Annotated in this window: 14 protein-coding genes; 4 read left to right on the forward strand and 10 right to left on the reverse strand. The window is 62.0% G+C overall.

The genetic code is table 11. The features are described 5' to 3' along the window. Window positions 1-168: 168 nt before the first annotated feature. The 8 genes from BM438_RS43605 to BM438_RS43640 form a co-directional block, all read right to left on the reverse strand. Complete coding sequence (locus BM438_RS43605) at window positions 169-1,191, reverse strand: IS110 family RNA-guided transposase (RefSeq protein ID WP_093647625.1); 1,023 nt, start codon at window positions 1,189-1,191, stop codon at window positions 169-171. 381 nt (window positions 1,192-1,572) lie between these two features. After that, the gene (gene iolB, locus BM438_RS43610) at window positions 1,573-2,373 is read right to left on the reverse strand and encodes a 5-deoxy-glucuronate isomerase (protein ID WP_093647627.1); all 801 of its coding nucleotides are present in this window, start codon (window positions 2,371-2,373) and stop codon (window positions 1,573-1,575) included. Next, window positions 2,370-3,296, reverse strand: a complete 927-nt coding sequence (gene iolE, locus BM438_RS43615) for a myo-inosose-2 dehydratase (RefSeq protein ID WP_093647630.1) — start codon at window positions 3,294-3,296, stop codon at window positions 2,370-2,372. The genes iolB and iolE overlap by 4 nt, the downstream gene beginning before the upstream one ends. Before the next feature lie 10 nt (window positions 3,297-3,306). Continuing rightward, window positions 3,307-5,280, reverse strand: a complete 1,974-nt coding sequence (iolD, locus tag BM438_RS43620) for a 3D-(3,5/4)-trihydroxycyclohexane-1,2-dione acylhydrolase (decyclizing) (protein ID WP_093647632.1) — start codon at window positions 5,278-5,280, stop codon at window positions 3,307-3,309. Then, window positions 5,277-7,355 carry a bifunctional 5-dehydro-2-deoxygluconokinase/5-dehydro-2-deoxyphosphogluconate aldolase gene (locus tag BM438_RS43625; protein ID WP_244179611.1) on the reverse strand — a complete coding sequence of 693 codons (2,079 nt, stop codon included), beginning with the start codon at window positions 7,353-7,355 and terminating at the stop codon, window positions 5,277-5,279. Before BM438_RS43625 ends, iolD begins: the two co-directional genes overlap by 4 nt. 66 nt (window positions 7,356-7,421) lie before the next feature. Beyond that, the gene (locus BM438_RS43630; protein WP_093647634.1) at window positions 7,422-8,246 is read right to left on the reverse strand and encodes an ATP-binding cassette domain-containing protein; all 825 of its coding nucleotides are present in this window, start codon (window positions 8,244-8,246) and stop codon (window positions 7,422-7,424) included. Between the two features lie 13 nt (window positions 8,247-8,259). Beyond that, window positions 8,260-9,435, reverse strand: a complete 1,176-nt coding sequence (locus BM438_RS43635; RefSeq protein ID WP_093647637.1) for an ABC transporter permease — start codon at window positions 9,433-9,435, stop codon at window positions 8,260-8,262. A gap of 191 nt (window positions 9,436-9,626) precedes the next feature. Further along, complete coding sequence (locus tag BM438_RS43640) at window positions 9,627-10,673, reverse strand: sugar ABC transporter substrate-binding protein (protein ID WP_054042251.1); 1,047 nt, start codon at window positions 10,671-10,673, stop codon at window positions 9,627-9,629. Between the two features lie 277 nt (window positions 10,674-10,950). Here BM438_RS43640 and BM438_RS43645 point away from each other — a divergent pair, with 277 nt between their 5' ends. The 4 genes from BM438_RS43645 to BM438_RS43660 all read left to right on the forward strand — a co-directional run bounded on the left by BM438_RS43645 (window position 10,951) and on the right by BM438_RS43660 (window position 14,254). Next, the gene (locus BM438_RS43645; protein WP_093647639.1) at window positions 10,951-11,832 is read left to right on the forward strand and encodes a MurR/RpiR family transcriptional regulator; all 882 of its coding nucleotides are present in this window, start codon (window positions 10,951-10,953) and stop codon (window positions 11,830-11,832) included. Then, complete coding sequence (gene iolG, locus BM438_RS43650; protein WP_093647641.1) at window positions 11,825-12,841, forward strand: inositol 2-dehydrogenase; 1,017 nt, start codon at window positions 11,825-11,827, stop codon at window positions 12,839-12,841. Before BM438_RS43645 ends, iolG begins: the two co-directional genes overlap by 8 nt. Further along, on the forward strand, window positions 12,841-13,881 hold the full coding sequence (locus BM438_RS43655) for a Gfo/Idh/MocA family oxidoreductase (RefSeq protein ID WP_093647643.1): 1,041 nt from the start codon (window positions 12,841-12,843) through the stop codon (window positions 13,879-13,881). Before iolG ends, BM438_RS43655 begins: the two co-directional genes overlap by 1 nt. Before the next feature lie 145 nt (window positions 13,882-14,026). After that, window positions 14,027-14,254 (forward strand): sulfurtransferase TusA family protein, encoded by a 228-nt coding sequence (locus tag BM438_RS43660; protein ID WP_054042293.1) that lies wholly within the window; start codon window positions 14,027-14,029, stop codon window positions 14,252-14,254. A gap of 139 nt (window positions 14,255-14,393) precedes the next feature. Here the strand turns inward: BM438_RS43660 and galU are convergent, their stop codons facing one another. After that, window positions 14,394-15,275, reverse strand: coding sequence for a UTP--glucose-1-phosphate uridylyltransferase GalU (gene galU / locus BM438_RS43665; RefSeq protein WP_054042256.1), 882 nt, complete (start codon window positions 15,273-15,275; stop codon window positions 14,394-14,396). 72 nt (window positions 15,276-15,347) lie between these two features. Beyond that, window positions 15,348-18,227 carry a valine--tRNA ligase gene (locus BM438_RS43670; RefSeq protein WP_093647645.1) on the reverse strand — a complete coding sequence of 960 codons (2,880 nt, stop codon included), beginning with the start codon at window positions 18,225-18,227 and terminating at the stop codon, window positions 15,348-15,350. Window positions 18,228-18,479: the final 252 nt, after the last annotated feature.

Raw genomic sequence — 18,479 nt, forward strand, 5'->3', positions numbered from 1 at the left:
CTTGATCTTGCCAGGGAGAAACTGATCCCTCACTGATCGGCTTCGTTACTTCGTTGCCCGACTACCTGTCAGATCGAGTCCAGGCTAATACACATCACACTCAATTACCTTGCGCAACCTTTGACGTTTTCCTCTTTGCAAAACCGTTCTGTTCAGACTTCGCTGCGTTCACACCGGCCGCACACTGACATGAGCTTTCTCGTACTTCCGGTCGTGTGCCAGCAATGCCCAGATCGTTCGGGCCAGCTTGTTGGCCAGTGCGACGGTCACCACGTTGTTCGGGCGGCGCCTGCGCAACTGCTCGATCCACGGCCCCGGCTCCTTTGTGCGTGCAAGCACCGATCGGGCGCCGTGTATCAGCAGCGTGCGCAGGTACACATCCCCACGTTTGCTGATCCCATGTAACCGGAGCTTGCCACCGGTGCCGGTCTGTCGCGGCACCAGCCCCAGCCAGGCCGCAAACTCACGGCCCGAACTGAATGTCTTCGGATCCCCCATCGTCGCCACGGCAGCGGTTGCCGTCAGCAACCCCACGCCTGGAATGTCCGCGATCTGCCTGCAGGCGCGCTCTTGCTTCATCCACTCCGAGAGCCGGCGCTCGATCTGCGCAATCTGCTCATCGAGCACGTCAAGCCGCTGCCATTGTTCACGCAGTGTGTCCATCAACATCGCAGGCAAACGCTCGCTCAGACGCGCCAGCACACCGGCCATCGCCCGGTTCAGCGCGGCTCGGCCCACCGCCATCACCTCACCGTATTCCGTCAGCAGTCCACGCAGGCCATTAATCTGCATCGTGCGGAATCTGACCAGCTGCTGGCGCATCCGGTGCAGCGCCAGCACCGCCTGCTGCGTTTCAGTCTTGAGCGCCACCGCCCTCACGCAAGGCTGCTGTACCGCGCTCCAGATCGCGCGCGCATCGGCCACATCGTTCTTGTTGCCAATCACGAATGCCTTGACCGCCTTGCCCGGCATCAACCTGACCTGATGCCCCATTTCGCCCAGCCGACGCGCCCAGTGCTGGGCTCCGCCGCACGCTTCCATGCCGATGAGGCAGGGCGTGCGATTGGCGAAATGCTCCAGAAACGCGCCGCGCCGGATCTGTCGGCTGATGACCTCGCCGGTTTGCGGATCAACCCAGTGCACCTGGAAAACCTGCTTTGCAATATCCACACCGACCGGAGTAAAGTTCATTTGGGTTCTCCTTCCTCAAGTGGTTCGTTGCCCAACTTCCACTCTGGCACATCTGATGCCGTCGGTTGCGAGAACCCACCCTACCTTTGCCCGCCCCCACGGTCAGTGATCAGCAGCCCTTACGGGGGGAGGCGTCCATTCCATTTGTCACTAACGCGGAATGTGCGAGAACCCGGATTCCAGTCGTACCACTACCCGTAGCGGACCACAGTGCCCACTTAGCAGGGGCTTCTAGCCGCTTTCTTTGCTTATCTTTCTTTGCGGCGGCAAAGAAAGTAAGTGCCGCCCCGCACAGGGGCAACACTAATAGACCACTAACAAATCAAGGAAAGGCCAAAGCCCCAGGAACACGGCCGATGCCGCCGCAAAAGGCAAAACCCCCTAACTGTCCTTATTAATAATCCACTCATGCGCCGGATCATTCCGAAAATGCCAGGTCCGCTGCCCCCCAGCCATAACATTCAAATAATAAGACTCATACCCGTAGGGAACAACAACAGGATGATACCCACGCGGCACCATCACGACGTCGTGATTCTCCACCGCCATCGACTCATCGATATCCCGCATATCCGTATACACACGCTGAAAAGCAAACCCTTGCGGCGGATCGAGCCGATGATAATAAGTCTCTTCGAGCGAACTCTCATGAGGCACGTTATCCGTATCGTGCTTATGCGGCGGATAGCTTGAAGCATGCCCCCCAGGCGTCCGAACTTCGACAACCAGCAAAGACTCCGCAAGCTCAGTCTGCGGAAGAATATCGCATACGTAACGCGTATTCAGCCCCTTCCCACGCGTGGAACGCTTCATCGTAGAAGGCTCGATCAACCTCACCGGATACATACCCTTGCCCGGTGCACTCGCCACACCAACCTCAGCATCGCGACACGCGCGAACCGTCGCCCGCACGCCGGGCGGCAAATACACCGCATACGGCGCGGAATCCTCGAACACGCTATCGCGTGAACCCAGCGAACTCCATTTCGCATCAGCAGTTTCAATATCCACCGCGCCCGTCAGCACGACGATACACACCTCGCGAGACGGCTCAAACACATGCACGACTTCATCCGCGCCTAGCCGGTAAGCCGCAAATCCCACATACCGCCAGCACGCCGACTCAGGCGTCACCCGCGCGATCGTTTGGCCCTCGCGCTGCGCCTTGACCAATAAACTCATGCTGCCTCCTGCTCAGTCCCGCCACCGGCGTCGAGCGGCGCATCGACCAGCGCTCGCAAGGTCCGGAATCCTTTCTGCGCATACTCGTACGATGGCGCCACCACCGGGTCCTGTTCCGCTTCAACCACCAGCCAGCCGTGATAGCCATGCCGCTTCAAACGATCGATGATCGCCGGGAAGTTCACCGCGCCATCGCCCGGTACCGTGAAGGCACCAGCGATCACGGCGTCGAGGAAACTCCAGTTGCGATTGCGCGCCAGTTTCATCACCGCGGGCCGTACGTCCTTGCAGTGCACGTGGCACACGCGCCCGATGTGTTTGTCGAGCACCGCGAGCGGATCGCCACCGGCAAACGTGATGTGTCCGGCGTCGAATAGCAGGCCGACGGCGTCGCTCGTGCGCGACATCAGTTGATCGACATCAGCCGGTGTTTCGACATATGCGCCCATGTGATGATGGTACGCCAGCCGCACGCCGCGGCTTAGGGTGTAGCGCGCGAATTCATCGACGCGCGCCGCATACGCGGCCCACTGCGCTTCGCTGAAAAAACGCGGGCGTTGATAGAGCGGTTGCGGTGCGCCCTGGATCGAATCGGCGACTTCGCCATAGACCATCGCCGTCGCGCCGTTCTGTGCGAGCAGGTCGAGATGCGGGCCGACGGAGGCGATTTCCTCTTCCACGCCGCGTCGCGCGAGCCGGCCGGAGTACCAGCCGGATACTAAGGCCAGATCGTATTGGGCAAGCAGCGTCTTCAGCGCCTGCGGTTCGCGCGGAAACTTGTTGCCGAGTTCGAAACCCTGGTAGCCGATCTGGCGTCCTTCGGTCAGTGCAACTTCAAGCGGTGTTTCGCCGCCGAGCGAAGGCAGGTCGTCGTTCATCCACGATAAGGGGTTGATGCCGATACGTACGTCGAAAGCAGTCATGCGGGCGTCCTCATTCGTTGTCGATGTGGCCGGGGCGGTCGCTGGGGTCGGTGGGCGCCGCGCGGGCGGCGAGTTGCGCGTCGTATTGCGAGCGTGCAGCGCGCACAGTGTCGCGCGCCGATACCTCGGGCACGGCGACTTCCCACCACCAGCCGCCGTCGTTCGTGGTGCGGGCGGGATCGGTGTCGATGCTGATTACGTAGGTGCGATCGGCGGCGCGCGCACGCTGCAGCGCGTCTTCAAGTTCGCCGATGTTCGCGACGTGTTCGGCCTCTGCACCGAGCGCGCGTGCATGGGCGGCGAAGTTGATCTTCGGCGCGCCAAGCGGGCCCTGCATGCAGTCGTCGAGCAGGTTGTTGAACGGCGCGCCACCGCAAGCCTGTTGCAAGCGGTTGATGCAACCGTAGCCGCGATTGTCGAGCACCACCACGATCAGCTTCGCGCCGATCATCACCGAAGTCGCGATCTCGCTGTTCATCATCAAATAGCTGCCGTCGCCGAGCATCACGATCACTTCACGTGCGGGCCGTGCGAGCTTGGCGCCGAGGCCGCCGGCAATCTCGTAGCCCATGCATGAGTAGCCGTATTCGACGTGATACGCGCCCGGTTTGCCGGCGCGCCACAGCTTGTGCAATTCGGCCGGCAAGGTGCCCGCTGCGCACACGACGATATCGTCCGTCGCGGAACGCGCACTCGAACGCTGCACCGCGCCGATCACGTCGCCTTCATACGGCAGCACGGTGTCGCGTTGCGGCGCATGCGTGAGCGTGCTCACGGTGTCGCGCCAGCTTGCCGCGAGTTTGTGGGCGCGCGCGGTCCATGTACGGTCCGCGTGCCAGCCTTGCATGGATTCGGCGAGCGCATCCAGCGCAAGACGTGCGTCGGCTTCGACCACCAGCGCGCGATGCTTGAGGCCGTCGAACGGATTCGCGTTGATGCCGATCACGTCGGCCTGGGTGAACAATGTGTTCGAGCCGGTGGTGAAGTCCTGCAAGCGGGTGCCGATTGCCAGCACGCAGTCGGCATCGTGGGCGAGTGCATTGGCGGCGGGCGAGCCGGTCACGCCTAAAGCACCAGCGTTCAGCGGATCGTTCCATGCGAGTGAACCTTTGCCGGCCTGCGTTTCAGCAACCGGGATGCCGTGTGCGGCGGCGAAGCGGTGCAGCGCGTCGGTCGCTCGGCCATAGAGCACGCCGCCGCCTGCGACGATCAACGGACGCTTGGCGCGGCGCAGATGGGCAACCGCCGCGTTGATGTCGTCAGCGCGCGGCGCGGGGGAATGGAACGTGACGACGCGCGGCGTAAAGAAGTCGGCCGGGAAATCCCACGCTTGCGCTTGCACGTCCTGCGGCAGCGCGAGCGTGACAGGGCCGCACAACGCGGCGTCGGTGAGCACACGCAGGGCGCGCGGCAACGCATTGAGCAATTGCGCCGGGTGCACGATGCGGTCGAAGTAGCGCGACACCGGTTTGAACGCATCGTTGGCAGAGACGCCGCCATCGTGGAAATCTTCAACCTGCTGCAACACTGGATCGGGCGCGCGCGAAACGAACACGTCGCCGGGTAACAACAGCACGGGCAGACGGTTCACATGCGCGAGCGCGGCCGCGGTGATCAGGTTGGTCGCGCCGGGGCCGATCGACGTCGTGACGGCCATCATGCGGCGACGGAAATGCGCTTTCGCATAGGCAATCGCGCTATGCGCCATCGCCTGCTCGTTGTGAGCGCGCAGTGTGGGCAACGCCTCGCGGTGCTGATACAAGGCTTCGCCCATGCCGGCCACATTGCCGTGCCCGAAGATCGCGAATACGCCGCCAAAGAGCGGTTCGGTGCCGCCGCCGTCTTCCGTCGTGACCCGTTGTGCGGCGAGGTAGCGAACCAACGCTTGGGCGGTCGTCAGGCGGACGGTGCCGCCCGACGGCGCGTGGGCCTGGGTGGCGTCGTTGGCGGACGCCGCATCGTGATGCAATACGCGCTGGTTCATGCCGCCTGCTCCTGATGTGCATGGTCCGCCGTGGTGGGCTGCGTGCTTGTCGTTCCACGCGTGGCACGCCACGACGCGATCAGCGTTTCGAATGTGCGGCGCACGCGCGCGATCAGCTCATCGTCACCGATCTCACCGGCGAGCCACGCATGGCTCGGCTCGTGAAAGATCGTACGACCCACGGTAAAGCCGCGGCATGTCGCCGATTGCGCCGCCGCGCGAAAGCCCTCGTTCAATTGCTCGACACCCGCCGACAAACCGAGCAACACGACGCCGCGGCAGTACGGATCGCGCTCGGCGATCAGCGCGTCGACGGCTTGCCATTGCGCGGCGTCCATCGGTTCGAGCTTCCACCATTCCGGATAGATGCCGATGTTGTACAGCCGCTTCAACGCGCGATAGACGATGTCCGGTGCTTGCGGCAGAGGCGCGTGTTTCGGCGGAATCACTTCGAGTAGCAATTCGTGGCCGCTTGCTTGTGTCGCGTCGTAAAGCGCACGCAGCTGCGCTTCCTGTTCGAGGCGTTGTTCGACCGGTTCGTCGGGATGGAATTGCACAAGGCACTTCGCAATGTGTTCCTGCGGCCACGCGATCAGCGTCGTGCCGATCGAGCGTCCGTGGTCGAACACGAGCGGCACGGAACCTGGCAGCTCAACCGGTCGACCGATCCACCAGCCGCGGCCGGTGGCGGCGTTCAATGCGTCCTGACCGTAGCGGTCGTCGCTCAGGATGCCGATGCGGCCTTGTAGCCCCAAGGCGGCTTCCGTCTGCGCGACAGCTTCGACAAACAGGCCCTTCAGTTGCACGATACGCGCTTCGCCGGCGCCGGTCTGCTGCGCGAGTTCGAAGAACTGATTGCGATGGTCGAACGCGAAGCCGAGTACTTCGTCCCATTGTTTGCGGGCAGGGGACACACGATGCAGGCGTGCGAGCGTTGCATCGCGGTCGGGACGGCGCATGCGTTGCGGATCGGCCTTGGCTTCGCGCAGGAAGTAGTCCAGTTCGGCGGGCGTCGGCATTGCAGGCGCACAGCCGTGACGCGACACGACCAGCGCGCCGCTTGCATTCGCCGCACGGGCGCACGCTTCGAGTGGCTGATCGCGCAACCATCCGGAGAGAAAGCCCGAGGCGAATGCATCGCCCGCGCCGAGTACATTCAAAACTTCCACCTCGACGCCGCCGTGAATAGGCAAATCGTCGAGCGTTGCGGGTACTTTGCCGTCGATGATCTGGCAGCCCATCGGCCCGCGCTTCAGAACCAGCGTGGCCGGCGTCACAGCGCGCACCATCGCGAGTGCGTCGACGAGCTCGGTCTTGCCGCCGGCGATGCGAAACTCCTCCTCGGTGCCGATCACCAGATCGAACAACGGCAGAATGCGCTGCAAGTGCGCGGTTACGCCTTCGCTCGCGACGAAGCGGGTTTCACCGTCCGCCTTACCTGTGAGGCCCCACAACACCGGGCGATAGTCGATATCGAGCACGGTGCGCACGTTATTGCGTCGCGCGTAATCCAGCGCGCGGCGGCTCGTGCGGTTCACCTGTTCGGTCGAAAAGTGCGTGCCGGTAATGAGCAGCGCTTTCGAAGACGCAATGTACGCCTCGTCGAAATCCGCTTCATCTACCGCCATATCCGCGCAGTTCTCGCGATAGAAGATCAGCGGAAAGGTATCGCGATCTTTCAGACCCAGTAGAACGAGGGCGGTCAGGCGTTCCTGATCGACGCGGACATGACTGACGTCACAGCCTTCCTTCGTCAAGGTCTCGGTGAGAAAGCGCCCCATGTGATCGTTGCCGACACGCGCGAGCATCGACGATGCAAGCCCGAGGCGCGCGCAACCGAACGCGATATTCGCCGATGAACCGCCAAGATACTTTGCGAAACTCGACACGTCTTCGAGTCGCGCGCCGACCTGTTGCGCGTACAGATCGACGGCAAGGCGGCCAAGACAGACGATGTCGCGGCTGCGGTCCGGTGCGAAACGGCTGGCCGTTGTCGTTGACGTTGCCCCTGAAGCGGAAGTGAGCCCGCCACCGTTCACAATCCCGGTCCCGCTGGATGTGCTGGAATGATTCATGAATATTCCTGAATAGCTGAGCGCGGGCGTGAGGCGCAACATGCGCCGGAAGCCCGCGCGAATGAATCAGATCGTCGCGCCGTCGAGTTCGCCGATCATCTTCTGCATTTCGGCGCCGCCGGCCATCATGTCGAGTACTTCGTCCTTGCTGATGGTGTCCTTCGTGAACGTGCCGAGCGATTTGCCGCGATTGAGCAGCGTGAACGAATCGCCGATCGGATAGGCGTGGTGCACGTTGTGCGTGATGAAGATCACCGAGATGCCTTTTGCACGCGCCGTGTGAATCAGTTTCAGCACGTTGAAGCTCTGCTTGACGCCGAGCGCGGCAGTCGGCTCGTCGAGAATCAACACGCGTGCGCCGAAGTGAATGGCCCGTGCAATCGCGAGACATTGCTTCTCGCCGCCGGACATCGTTCCAATCGGCTGATGCGGGTCGCGCACGTTGATGCCCATTTCCGCGAGCTTGTCGCGTGCGGTGGTGGCGCTGGTTTCGAGGTCCATCACGTTCAGAAAGCCGAACAGTTTCTTTTGCGGCTCGCGGCCCATGAAGAAGTTGCGCGCCACGGAGAGCAAGGGCACCAGCGCCAGATCCTGATAGACGGTGGCGATGCCGAGATCGAGCGCATCTTTCGGCGATTCGAACAGCACCGGTTTGCCATCCACCAGATATTGACCGGAGGAGGGTCGATGCACGCCAGCGAGCGTCTTGATCAGCGTCGACTTACCCGCGCCGTTGTCGCCGAGCAGGCAATGCACTTCGCCGCGCTTCAGACGCAAGGTCACGCCGCTTAGCGCGATGACCTGGCCGAAGTACTTGCTGACGTCTTCGAGCGCGAGGATCACGTCGTCCTGCGGCTTGGCCGCGGTGTTCACGGTATTCGTATCGGACATGGTCGTCTCCTCGTTACGATTGCGCGACGCGGCGGCGCACGTAGTGATTGAACAGTACGGCGATCAGCAGCATCACGCCGAGGAACACGCGGAACCAATCGGAGTCGACATTCGTATAGGTAATGCCGATCTGCACGACGCCGAAGATCAGCGCGCCGAAGCAGGCGCCGATCACCGAGCCGTAGCCGCCGGTCAGCAGCGTGCCGCCGATCACCGCCGCGATGATGGCTTCGAATTCAGCCTGCAAGCCACGGTCAGCCGCGGCCGAGCCGATGTCGCACACTTGCAGCACGGCGAACAGGCACGCGCAGAACGCGGTCAGCACGAACAGCGAAATCTTCACGCGCCGCACCGGCACGCCGACGTTCTTTGCCGCGTTGGCGTCGCCGCCCACTGCGAAAATCCAGTTGCCGAAGCGGGTCTTGGCGAGGGTGAAGGCACAGACCGCGGCCAGCGCGAACCACCAGAGCAGTACCTTCGGAATGCCCGGCACGAGCGGATTGCCGTTATCGAGCAGCTTCACGACGCCGATATGGCCGAGCCAGACGAACAGACCCTTGAACGCGACACCCTGGAACAGGGTATGGGCGAGCCAGTCGTGAGCCGCGACGTCGCCCACGCCGGAGATGATCGTGCGGTCGGCGAACATGACCGACAGGGCCAGTGTGAGCCCGCGCAGGATGAACAGGAATGCCAGCGTCACGATGAATGACGGCAGCCGTGTACGCATCACCAGATAGCCGTTGAGCGCGCCGAGCAGCATCGATCCGGCGAACGCAAACACGATCGACAAGGCAATCGGCCAGTGGAAGTACATCGTGGGCAGCGCGACCATCATGCCCGAGAAGCCGATCATCGACCCGATCGACAGATCGAATTCACCGGCGATCATCAACAGGCATGCACCGACTGCGATCAGGCCGAGATACGCGGCCACCTGCGACCAGTTCATCACGCCGTCGAGGTTGAACATGCCGGAATTGCCGGCGGCAATCCCAAACACGAGGAACACCATCACGGTGCCGGCGAGGGCGGCGAATTCCGGACGGTTCAGCAGGTGCCGGAACCACGATTCCTGGCGCACGCGCTCATCGGCCGCCCCGGGTGCACCGCCGGACGTTGACGTCGTCGCGGTGTTCGAAGGGGGCTGCTTGCGGGGATGAGGGTGGAAGGGGTTGGCTACGCCCATTGAAGCTCTCCTTGATGCGCCCGGCTTTTCGCAGTCATCAAAGGACTGCAATCGGACCGCATGGCGCGTAATGCACGTAAAACGTGGTGAATGCAGGCGTGGGGCGGCCTGGCCAGTTGCGGCCGGCCGCGTCCACTTTCTTCATACCTGCCGGAACGGTTCTCCCGTGTCCGTACGTCCAGCGAAATGCGTTAGCGGTACTGCCCTGCGTACTTGACCACCTTGTCGATGTTGGCCTTGGTGATGAAACCCGGGCCGGAACCGATATTGCGCGGCCCATAGGCGGGCTGCAGGCCGTACGTGGTGAGACGTTGCTGGAACTTCGGATTAGCCTGCAGGATCTGGCGGATCTTCGCCGGATCTGTGGTGTGTTCCTTCTTCACGATGGCCAGTACGGCAACCGGGATATAGCCCTGCAGGTAGGGTTGCTGGTCGATGGCGAACTGGATCGTGCCGTCCTGGATGCCCTTGGCGATGTCATTGTCGAAGTCGAACGTCGCGAACCAGACTTTGCCGGCGAGGCCCATCTGCTGCAGCGCCTTCATCGTCGGCGCAGCCGACAGCGGACCGAGCGTGAGCACCGCCTGGGTGTTCGGGTGATTGCGCAGATACGCGCTCACTTTCGATTGCACACCAGTCGGGTCCTGGCCCGCGTCGAGCGTGGAGGACTTGAAGTCGACCCCGATCGCCTCGGCAAAGCCGCGGCAGCGTTCGAACGAAGCCGGGTTGGTTGCGTAGTGGTTCACGCACAGGAACGACTTGATGCCCGCTGCCTTCGCTTTCTGGCCCGCCGCTTTGCCCGCGGCATATTCAGGCTGACCGACGTGCATGATTGCGCCGAGCTGGGCGCTTTGCTCCTCAGTGCCGGAATTGATCGTGACGAGCGGAATGTGTTTCTCCGTGACCTTGGCGAGCGAACTCTTGAGCACGTCGAAGTCGGCGATGGAAACGATCACGCCGTCGTAGTTGCGCGCGGCGGCCTGCTCGACCAGACGCGCCATATCGGCGATGTCGCCGTTCGGCGGATTGCGGTAGTCGGTCTCGACGTTGAAATCCTCGTCGGCCTGTTTGATGGCGTTCTTGATGGTGTTCCACCACGAATCCGAATCCGGCGCGTGGCTGATCAGCACGAAGTGAGCGTCAGCCGCGCGGGCGGCCGACGCCGCACCGAATCCCGTCGCCAACGTCAATGCCGCCACCAGAATCCTGAGCGTAGCCTTGCCCTTGCAAAGTCTCATTGTCTCCACCTTTCTCGGTCTGTCGTTATTGAAGGGAGCGTCTGGCGGGCGGCTTTCCGATTGCGTGCGTTGCGGCAGACGTCAGCCGATGCACCATCGCTCACGACCAAGATTAGGCCATCTTCCGAAGCGTTGCAATGAAAATTTCATGACAAATAAAAATGGAAAATACATTCCATTTGACGGGTCGCCTGCCTATAATCGGCAGCGTCAGGATGCTGTGTGGCGCGCGCTGGAAGCGTCTTCTGCACTGCAATAAAGCAACGAAGAGAGAGCCATGGCGGAAGAGAGCACCGAAGACTTGCCGAGCGTCGAAGAATTGATGCAGCGCATCGCGGAAAACTACGAGGCGCTGCCGCGGCAATTGAAGAATGTCGCGACGTATATCGAGCAGCATCGCTCGAGCGTGATGGTGGATCGCACCAGCGATATCGCCGCGAGTTGCGGCGTGCATCCGTCCGCCGTGGTGCGTTTTGCGCAGCGCTTCGGTTTTTCCGGCTTCTCCGATCTGCAGGCGGTGTTTCGTCAGGCGTACACGGGGCAGGGCACGTCCTCGCCGAGCTATCAGCAGCGGATTCGCAAGCTGATCGACGAGAAGCCCGGTGCGTTGTCCGGCGGTTCCGTGGCGCGCGAATTCATCGCGGCCTCGCGCGGCGGTCTTGAAGAACTCGAAGCCGGCCTCGACGACCAGCAGTTCGACGCCGCCGTGAAGATGCTGCAGCAGGCCGACAACATCTACGTTATTGGCGTGCGGCGTTCGTTTCCGGTGGCAAGCTACATCGTCTACGCGTTGCAGCACACGCCCAAGCGCGTGCATCTGGTATCCGGCTTTGGCGGCATGTACCGCGAACAGATTCGCAGCGTGAAGAAGAGCGACGTGGTGATCGCGATCAGCTTCGCGCCGTATGGCAAGGAAACGCAGTACTGCCTGCGGGTGGCGCATCACCATCAGGCTAAGACGCTGGTTATTACGGATAGCCAACTATCACCGCTGGCGCGTTACGCCACCACCCAACTGTATGTGAAAGAGGGCAGCGCGTTTGCGTTCCGCTCGCTGACCAGCACGATCTGTTTGTGCCAGGCGTTGTTCATCGCGCTCGCGTACAAGCTGGAACTGAACGTAGAAGAATCCAAAGAGACTGGAGGATACGATGACTGAGGCGGTAAAGACGATCGACGTAGCAGTATTCGGTGCGGGACGTATCGGCAAGATTCATGCGGCGAATCTTGCGCGGCAACCGGGCGTGCGGCTCAAGTATGTGGTCGATGTGAATCGCGAGGCGGCCGCGGCGCTCGCTGCCGAGCACGGCGCGCAGGTGGCGGATATCGACGGCGCGATGGGCGATGCGTCGATCGGCGCGACGGTGATCTGTTCGAGCACGGACACGCACGCGGATCTGATCATGAAATCGGCCGCGCAGAAGAAGCATGTGTTCTGCGAGAAACCGGTCGATCTGACTTTGGAGCGGGCGCGTGCCTGCGCCGACGCGGTGGAGCGCGCGGGCGTGGTTTGCATGATCGGTTTTCAGCGCCGCTTCGATCCGACCTTTTCCGCGTTGAAAGCGCGCATCGATGCGGGCGAAATCGGCACGCCGGAAATGCTGGTGGTGACGAGCCGCGATCCGGGCGCACCGCCGGTCGAGTACATCAAGCACTCGGGTGGCATCTTCAAGGACATGCTGATTCACGACTTCGACATCTTCCGCTGGATTCTCGATGACGAAGCCGACACGCTGCACGCCACGGGTAGTTGCCTTTCGGATCCTGCGATTGCCGAAGCGGGCGATATCGATTCGACCGCGGTGACGATCCGCACGAAGCACGGACGTCTGTGCCAGATCAATACCGCGCGCCGCGCGGCCTATGGGTATGACCAGCGTTTCGAAGTGCTCGGCAGCACCGGCATGCTGCAGGCGGGCAATGTGCGACCCACCGAGGTCACCGCGTACTCAAAAACCGAAGTGTCGAGCGATGTGCCCGAGGCGTTTTTCCTCGAGCGCTATCGTGCGGCGTACGCACTGGAAATCGCGCATTTCTTCGACGCGGTCACGCACGGCAAGCCGGTGCGAACCACCGTCGCCGACGGCCTTAAGGCGCTCGAACTCGCCGACGCCGCCACACGCTCGTGGCGCGAGGGCCGCGCGGTGAAACTCGGGGAGGCATCGTGATGAAGGCGACGACTGGGCGGCTTCGTTTGGGTGTGGTCGGCTTGGGCCGATTGGGCAAGCGCCACGCGGAAAATCTGGCGTATCGCGTGCCGGGTGCGACGCTCGTGGCCGCTTGCAGTCCGGTGGAAGAGGAGAGGGCGTGGGCGCGCGAGACTTTACCCGAACCGCGTCTCTACGCCGACTATGCGGACCTGCTCGCCGATCGCGACGTGGACGCGGTGTGGCTTGTCACGCCGTCGTCCTTGCACGCGCAGCAGATTATCGATGCATTGCGCGCCGGCAAACATGTGTTCTGCGAGAAGCCGCTGTCGCTGGATCTCGCCGAGTGCGAGCGCGTCTTGGCTGAAGCCGCGCGCTATCCGCATCTGCAGGCCACCATCGGCTTCATGCGGCGTTTCGATCCGAGCTACAAGGATGCGTTCGACAAGATCGAAGCCGGCAAGATCGGACGGCCGTTTCTGGTGCGCTCGCAAACCACCGATCAGAACGACACCAACGGTTTCTTCGTGCGTTTCTCGGCGACCTCCGGTGGGATCTTTCTGGATTGCACGGTGCATGACATCGACGTCGCGCGCTGGCTGCTCGGCAAACCGCGCGCCAAACGCGTGTTTGCGGCGGGCGCGGTCGCATTGCACGAGGGGCTGCGGGAATTCGGCGACGTCGATAACGGCGTGGCGATCTGCGAATTCGAGGACGGCAAGCTCGCGATGTTCTACGCGTCACGCACGCAAGCTCACGGTAACGACACGCATAGCGAGGTGATCGGCACGGCCGGCGCGCTGGCAATTGGCCACAATCCGCGTGCAAATCGCGTCGAGATCTACGATGCGACAGGCATTCGCAACGAATGCACACCGACCTTCTTCGATCGCTTCGAGGATGCGTTTTTGCATGAGGCACGCGCCTTCGTGGCGGCAGTGCAGGGCGGCGCGGGATCGAGTGCGCAAGCAGGCGCCACACTGGCCGACGCGCTCGAAGCGACGCGGATCGGCATGGCGTTGCGGCAGTCGCTGCAGAGCGGAGAGGCGGTCACGTTGTAACCCCCAAGGCACCAAAGCGCCGCCGGATGACGGAAATCGACATGACAGCGTCACTTCCGGCGGCTAAACGACACCTGCTGTAGAATTTGACCCTCTGTCCGGCGTCGCTTATGACGCCTCATCCCGAAGGTCATCGTCGATGCAAATTCAGGTTCACAAGGAAGTCGATGCGCGCGGGCTGATGTGCCCGCTGCCCATCTTGCGCGCCAAGAAGGCGCTCGCCGACATGGAAAGCGGCCAGATTCTCAAGGTGTTAGCCACCGACCCGGGCTCGCAGCGCGATTTCGCCGCATTCGCGAAGCAAACCGGCAACGAAATCGTCGAAAGCTCGTCGCACGACAAGGTTTTCACGTTTCTGATGAAGCGTCGCTGAAACACGAACGAAAATACCAAACAAAAGGCGCTGTGCCCGCAATTGCGGGGCACAGCGCCTTTTTTACGTCTGACTAACCTGACTACTGCTTAACGCGAGAGGCGAACAGCGCAAGGGTTCTGCGCGGCTGTCCCGTTGCTCAGCCTTCCAGCACCGGCGAACGGGTACGCAGATATTCTTCGAAATCGGCTGCCACTTCCGGGTGACGCAACGCGAACTCGACCGTCGCTTTCAGATAACCCAGCTTGCTGCCGCAGTCGAAACGCGTGCCGTGGTACTTGTACGCCAGCACTTGCTCATCGGCGAGCAGCGACTGAATCGCGTCCGTCAGCTGCAATTCGCCGCCTGCGCCCGGCTTCAGCGCGCGCAGATGTTCGAAAATACGCGGCTTCAGCACATAGCGGCCTACCACGCCGAGATTCGACGGTGCGACGTCCGGCTCCGGCTTTTCGACGATGCCCGACATCTTGATGATCGAGTCTTCCCACTCCTTGCCGTCGACGATACCGTACGACTTCGTCTCCGAGTGCGGGATCTCTTCGACACCGATCACCGAGCTGTGATAGTGGTCGAACACCTCGATCATCTGCGTCATGACGGGCGGCTTGCCGTACAGCAAGTCGTCCGCGAGGATGACGGCGAACGGGTTGTCGCCCACCAGCTTTTCGGCGCACATCACCGCGTGGCCGAGGCCCAGCGCTTCCGGCTGGCGAACGTAGAAGCAGTCCACATGGCTCGGCTTGATGCTGCGCACCAGTTCCAGCAGCTTGTCCTTGCCGCGCGCCTGGAGTTCGGCCTCGATTTCGTATGACTTATCGAAATGGTCCTCGATCGCACGCTTGCTGCGGCCCGTCACAAAGATCATTTCGGTGATGCCGGCCGCCATTGCCTCTTCCACCGCGTATTGAATCAGCGGCTTGTCGACGATCGGCAGCATCTCCTTCGGGCTTGCCTTCGTGGCAGGGAGGAACCGGGTGCCAAGACCTGCTACCGGAAAAACCGCTTTTGTAACTTTTAGCATGTGATTACCCTGAATCCTCTGGTTTAGCTTTGCGCCCCGTCAGCCCGCAACGGGGCGGACAAGGCGCGTCGATCAGGCCGGCAAACGCGCCAACTGGGCTTTCAGCTTGCCGATAGTGGTTTCGAATTCTGCCAGCCTTTTCTGCTCCTGCTCAACGACTGCCGGTGGCGCCTTTGCCACAAAGCTTTCATTCTGCAATTTGGCATTGCACTTGATGACTTCCGTGCCAAGCCGCGCAATCTCCTTCGACAGACGCTCGCGTTCCACCGCGACGTCGATTTCCACCTTCAGCACAAGCTTGTCATTCCCTACGATAGCAATTGGCGCGCCATCTGCCTGCGCGTCCAGCGTTGCCTCGTCGGCAATGATCTGCACCTCCGACAAACGGGCCAATGCCTGAGCGTACGGAGCGAAAGTTGCGAGGCGCTCCGCGTTGCCGGTAGCGAGCAACGGCACCTTGACCGCCGGCGACAGATTCATCTCGCCACGCAGATTCCGGCACGCATCGATCACTGCTTTCAGGTCGGCCGCCCATTGCTCGGCGTCTTCGTCGATCTTCGACGGCTCCGCAACGGGGTAGGGCTGCACCATGATGGACGCTTCGCCCTCGGCTTTGCCTTCGGGATAACGTCCAGCCAACGGCGCAACTTTTTGCCACAGCGCTTCCGTGATGAACGGAATCACCGGATGCGCGAGGCGCAACACCGTCTCGAGTACGCGCAGCAGCGTGCGGCGCGTTGCGCGCTGCTGGTTCGGCTGACCCGTCTGGATCTGAACCTTGGCAAGTTCGAGATACCAGTCACAGTATTCGTCCCATACGAACTTGTATAGGGCGTTGGCCACATTGTCAAAACGATAGTCGGCGAAACCCTTGGCGACTTCCGCTTCCACGCGCTGCAGGCGCGAGACGATCCAGCGATCGGCCGCCGAGAAATTCAGGTGGCCGTCCGGACCGCATTCGCCACATTGTTCCGGCTTGCCGAAACCGCAATCGTGGCCTTCGCAGTTCATCAGCACGAAGCGGGTGGCATTCCACAGCTTGTTGCAGAAGTTGCGATAGCCCTCGCAGCGCGCGAGGTCGAAGTTGACGTTGCGGCCGAGCGTGGCCATCGACGCCATCGTGAAGCGCAGTGCGTCGGTGCCGAACGCCGGAATGCCCTCCGGGAATTCCTTGCGGGTTTTCTTTTCGATCGACGCAGCCTGCTTCGGGTTCATCAGGCCGGTGGTGCGCTTGGCGACCAGCGCGTCGAGGTCGATGCCGTCGACGATATCGATCGGGTCGAGCGTGTTGCCCTTGCTCTTCGACATCTTCTGGCCTTCGGCGTCGCGCACCAGACCGTGCACGTAGACCGTGTCGAACGGCACCTTGCCCGTGAAGTGCGTGGTCATCATGACCATTCGCGCGACCCAGAAGAAGATGATGTCGAAACCGGTGACCAGCACCGACGAAGGCATGAAATGCTTCAGCTCCGGCGTCTCGGCAGGCCAGCCGAGCGACGAGAACGGCACCAGCGCCGACGAGAACCACGTGTCGAGCACGTCTTCATCGCGTTTGAGCGGGCCCGTGTAACCAGCTTCCGCGGCCTTCTCGCGCGCGCCTTCTTCGGTCTTGGCAACGAAGATTTCGCCGTTTTCGCCGTACCACGCCGGAATCTGATGGCCCCACCAGAGTTGGCGCGAGATACACCAGTCCTGGATATTTTCGAGCCACTGGTAGTACGTGGTGGACCAGTTTTCCGGCACGAACTTGATTTCGCCGCTGCGAACCACGTCCAGCGCCGTTTCCGCGATCGACTTGCCCGGATTGAAGGTGCCTTCCGGCGCCGGCTTGCTCATGGCGACGAACCATTGGTCCGTCAGCATCGGCTCGATCACGACGCCCGTGCGGTCGCCGCGCGGCACCATCAGCTTATGCGGCTTGACTGATTCGAGCGCGCCGAGCGCTTCGAGGTCGGCCACGACCTCTTTGCGGGCTGCGAAACGGTCCTGACCGCGATATTTTTCCGGCGCGTTGTCGTTGATCTTCGCGTCGAGCGTGAGGATCTCGATCATCGGCAGCTTGTGGCGCAGGCCGACCTGATAGTCGTTGAAATCGTGCGCGGGCGTGACCTTGACCACGCCGGTGCCGAAGTCGCGGTCGACGTAGTCGTCGGCGATGATCGGGACTTCGCGGCCGGAGAGCGGCAGCGTGACCGTCTTGCCGATCAGATGCGCATAGCGCTCGTCTTCCGGGTGGACCATCACGGCGGTGTCGCCGAGCATGGTTTCCGGGCGCGTGGTGGCGACCGTCAGATGGCCCGACCCGTCCGTGAGCGGGTACTGGATGTGCCAGAGGTGGCCGTTTTCTTCTTCGCTGACCACTTCGAGATCGGAGACGGCGGTGAGCAGCACCGGATCCCAGTTGACTAGGCGCTTGCCGCGATAGATCAGGCCTTGTTCATACAGGCGTACGAACACATCGCGCACGGCGGCCGACATTTTGTCGTCCATCGTGAAGTATTCGCGCGACCAGTCGATCGACGCGCCGAGGCGGCGCACCTGATTCGTGATGGTCGAGCCGGATTCCTGCTTCCATTCCCAGACGCGTTCGGTGAACTTTTCGCGGCCGAGGTCATGACGGGAGACGCCTTTCGCATCCAGTTGGCGTTCGACGACGATTTGCGTGGCGATGCCCGCGTGGTCCGTGCCCGGCACCCAGAGGGTGTTTTCACCGAGCATGCGGTGATAGCGGGTGAGGCCGTCCATGATCGTCTGGTTGAATGCATGGCCCATGTGGAGGGTGCCGGTGACGTTCGGCGGCGGCAGCTGGATCGAGAAGTCTTTCTTGTTTTCGTCGAAGGTGGCCTTTGCGTAGGCGCGCTTTTCCCATTCGGGGCCCCAGTGGGCCTCGATGGTGTGGGGCTCGAAGCTTTTGGCAAGTGTGGAGGTGGGGTCGCTCGGGGTCTCGCTCATTTCTGTCCGTCTGCTGGTGGATGCAAAGAATGTTCAATTATAAGCGGCGCTACGCGCGGGGGGCTTTGGGGGTGGTTTTGGGGTTGGTTTTTGCCTGTGCGGCGCTTGTTTGGCCGTGTTCCTGGGGCTTTGGCCTTTCCTTGATTTGTTAGTGGTCTATTAGCGTTGCCCCTGTGCGGGGCGGCACTTACTTTCTTTGCCGCCGCAAAGAAAGATAAGCAAAGAAAGCGGCTAGAAGCCCCTGCTAAGCGG

It is taken from the genome of Paraburkholderia aspalathi, from assembly GCF_900116445.1.
GTDB classification, from domain to species: Bacteria; Pseudomonadota; Gammaproteobacteria; order Burkholderiales; family Burkholderiaceae; genus Paraburkholderia; species Paraburkholderia aspalathi.

Bases quoted from the DNA above. Each gene is read 5' to 3' on its own strand.
- BM438_RS43605 (WP_093647625.1), bottom strand. From the start codon at position 1,191: ATGAACTTTACTCCGGTCGGTGTGGATATTGCAAAGCAGGTTTTCCAG.
- iolB (WP_093647627.1), bottom strand. From the start codon at position 2,373: ATGAGTTTATTGGTCAAGGCGCAGCGCGAGGGCCAAACGATCGCGCGG.
- iolE (WP_093647630.1), bottom strand. From the start codon at position 3,296: ATGACTGCTTTCGACGTACGTATCGGCATCAACCCCTTATCGTGGATG.
- iolD (WP_093647632.1), bottom strand. From the start codon at position 5,280: ATGAACCAGCGCGTATTGCATCACGATGCGGCGTCCGCCAACGACGCC.
- BM438_RS43625 (WP_244179611.1), bottom strand. From the start codon at position 7,355: ATGAATCATTCCAGCACATCCAGCGGGACCGGGATTGTGAACGGTGGC.
- BM438_RS43630 (WP_093647634.1), bottom strand. From the start codon at position 8,246: ATGTCCGATACGAATACCGTGAACACCGCGGCCAAGCCGCAGGACGAC.
- BM438_RS43635 (WP_093647637.1), bottom strand. From the start codon at position 9,435: ATGGGCGTAGCCAACCCCTTCCACCCTCATCCCCGCAAGCAGCCCCCT.
- BM438_RS43640 (WP_054042251.1), bottom strand. From the start codon at position 10,673: ATGAGACTTTGCAAGGGCAAGGCTACGCTCAGGATTCTGGTGGCGGCA.
- BM438_RS43645 (WP_093647639.1), top strand. From the start codon at position 10,951: ATGGCGGAAGAGAGCACCGAAGACTTGCCGAGCGTCGAAGAATTGATG.
- iolG (WP_093647641.1), top strand. From the start codon at position 11,825: ATGACTGAGGCGGTAAAGACGATCGACGTAGCAGTATTCGGTGCGGGA.
- BM438_RS43655 (WP_093647643.1), top strand. From the start codon at position 12,841: ATGAAGGCGACGACTGGGCGGCTTCGTTTGGGTGTGGTCGGCTTGGGC.
- galU (WP_054042256.1), bottom strand. From the start codon at position 15,275: ATGCTAAAAGTTACAAAAGCGGTTTTTCCGGTAGCAGGTCTTGGCACC.
- BM438_RS43670 (WP_093647645.1), bottom strand. From the start codon at position 18,227: ATGAGCGAGACCCCGAGCGACCCCACCTCCACACTTGCCAAAAGCTTC.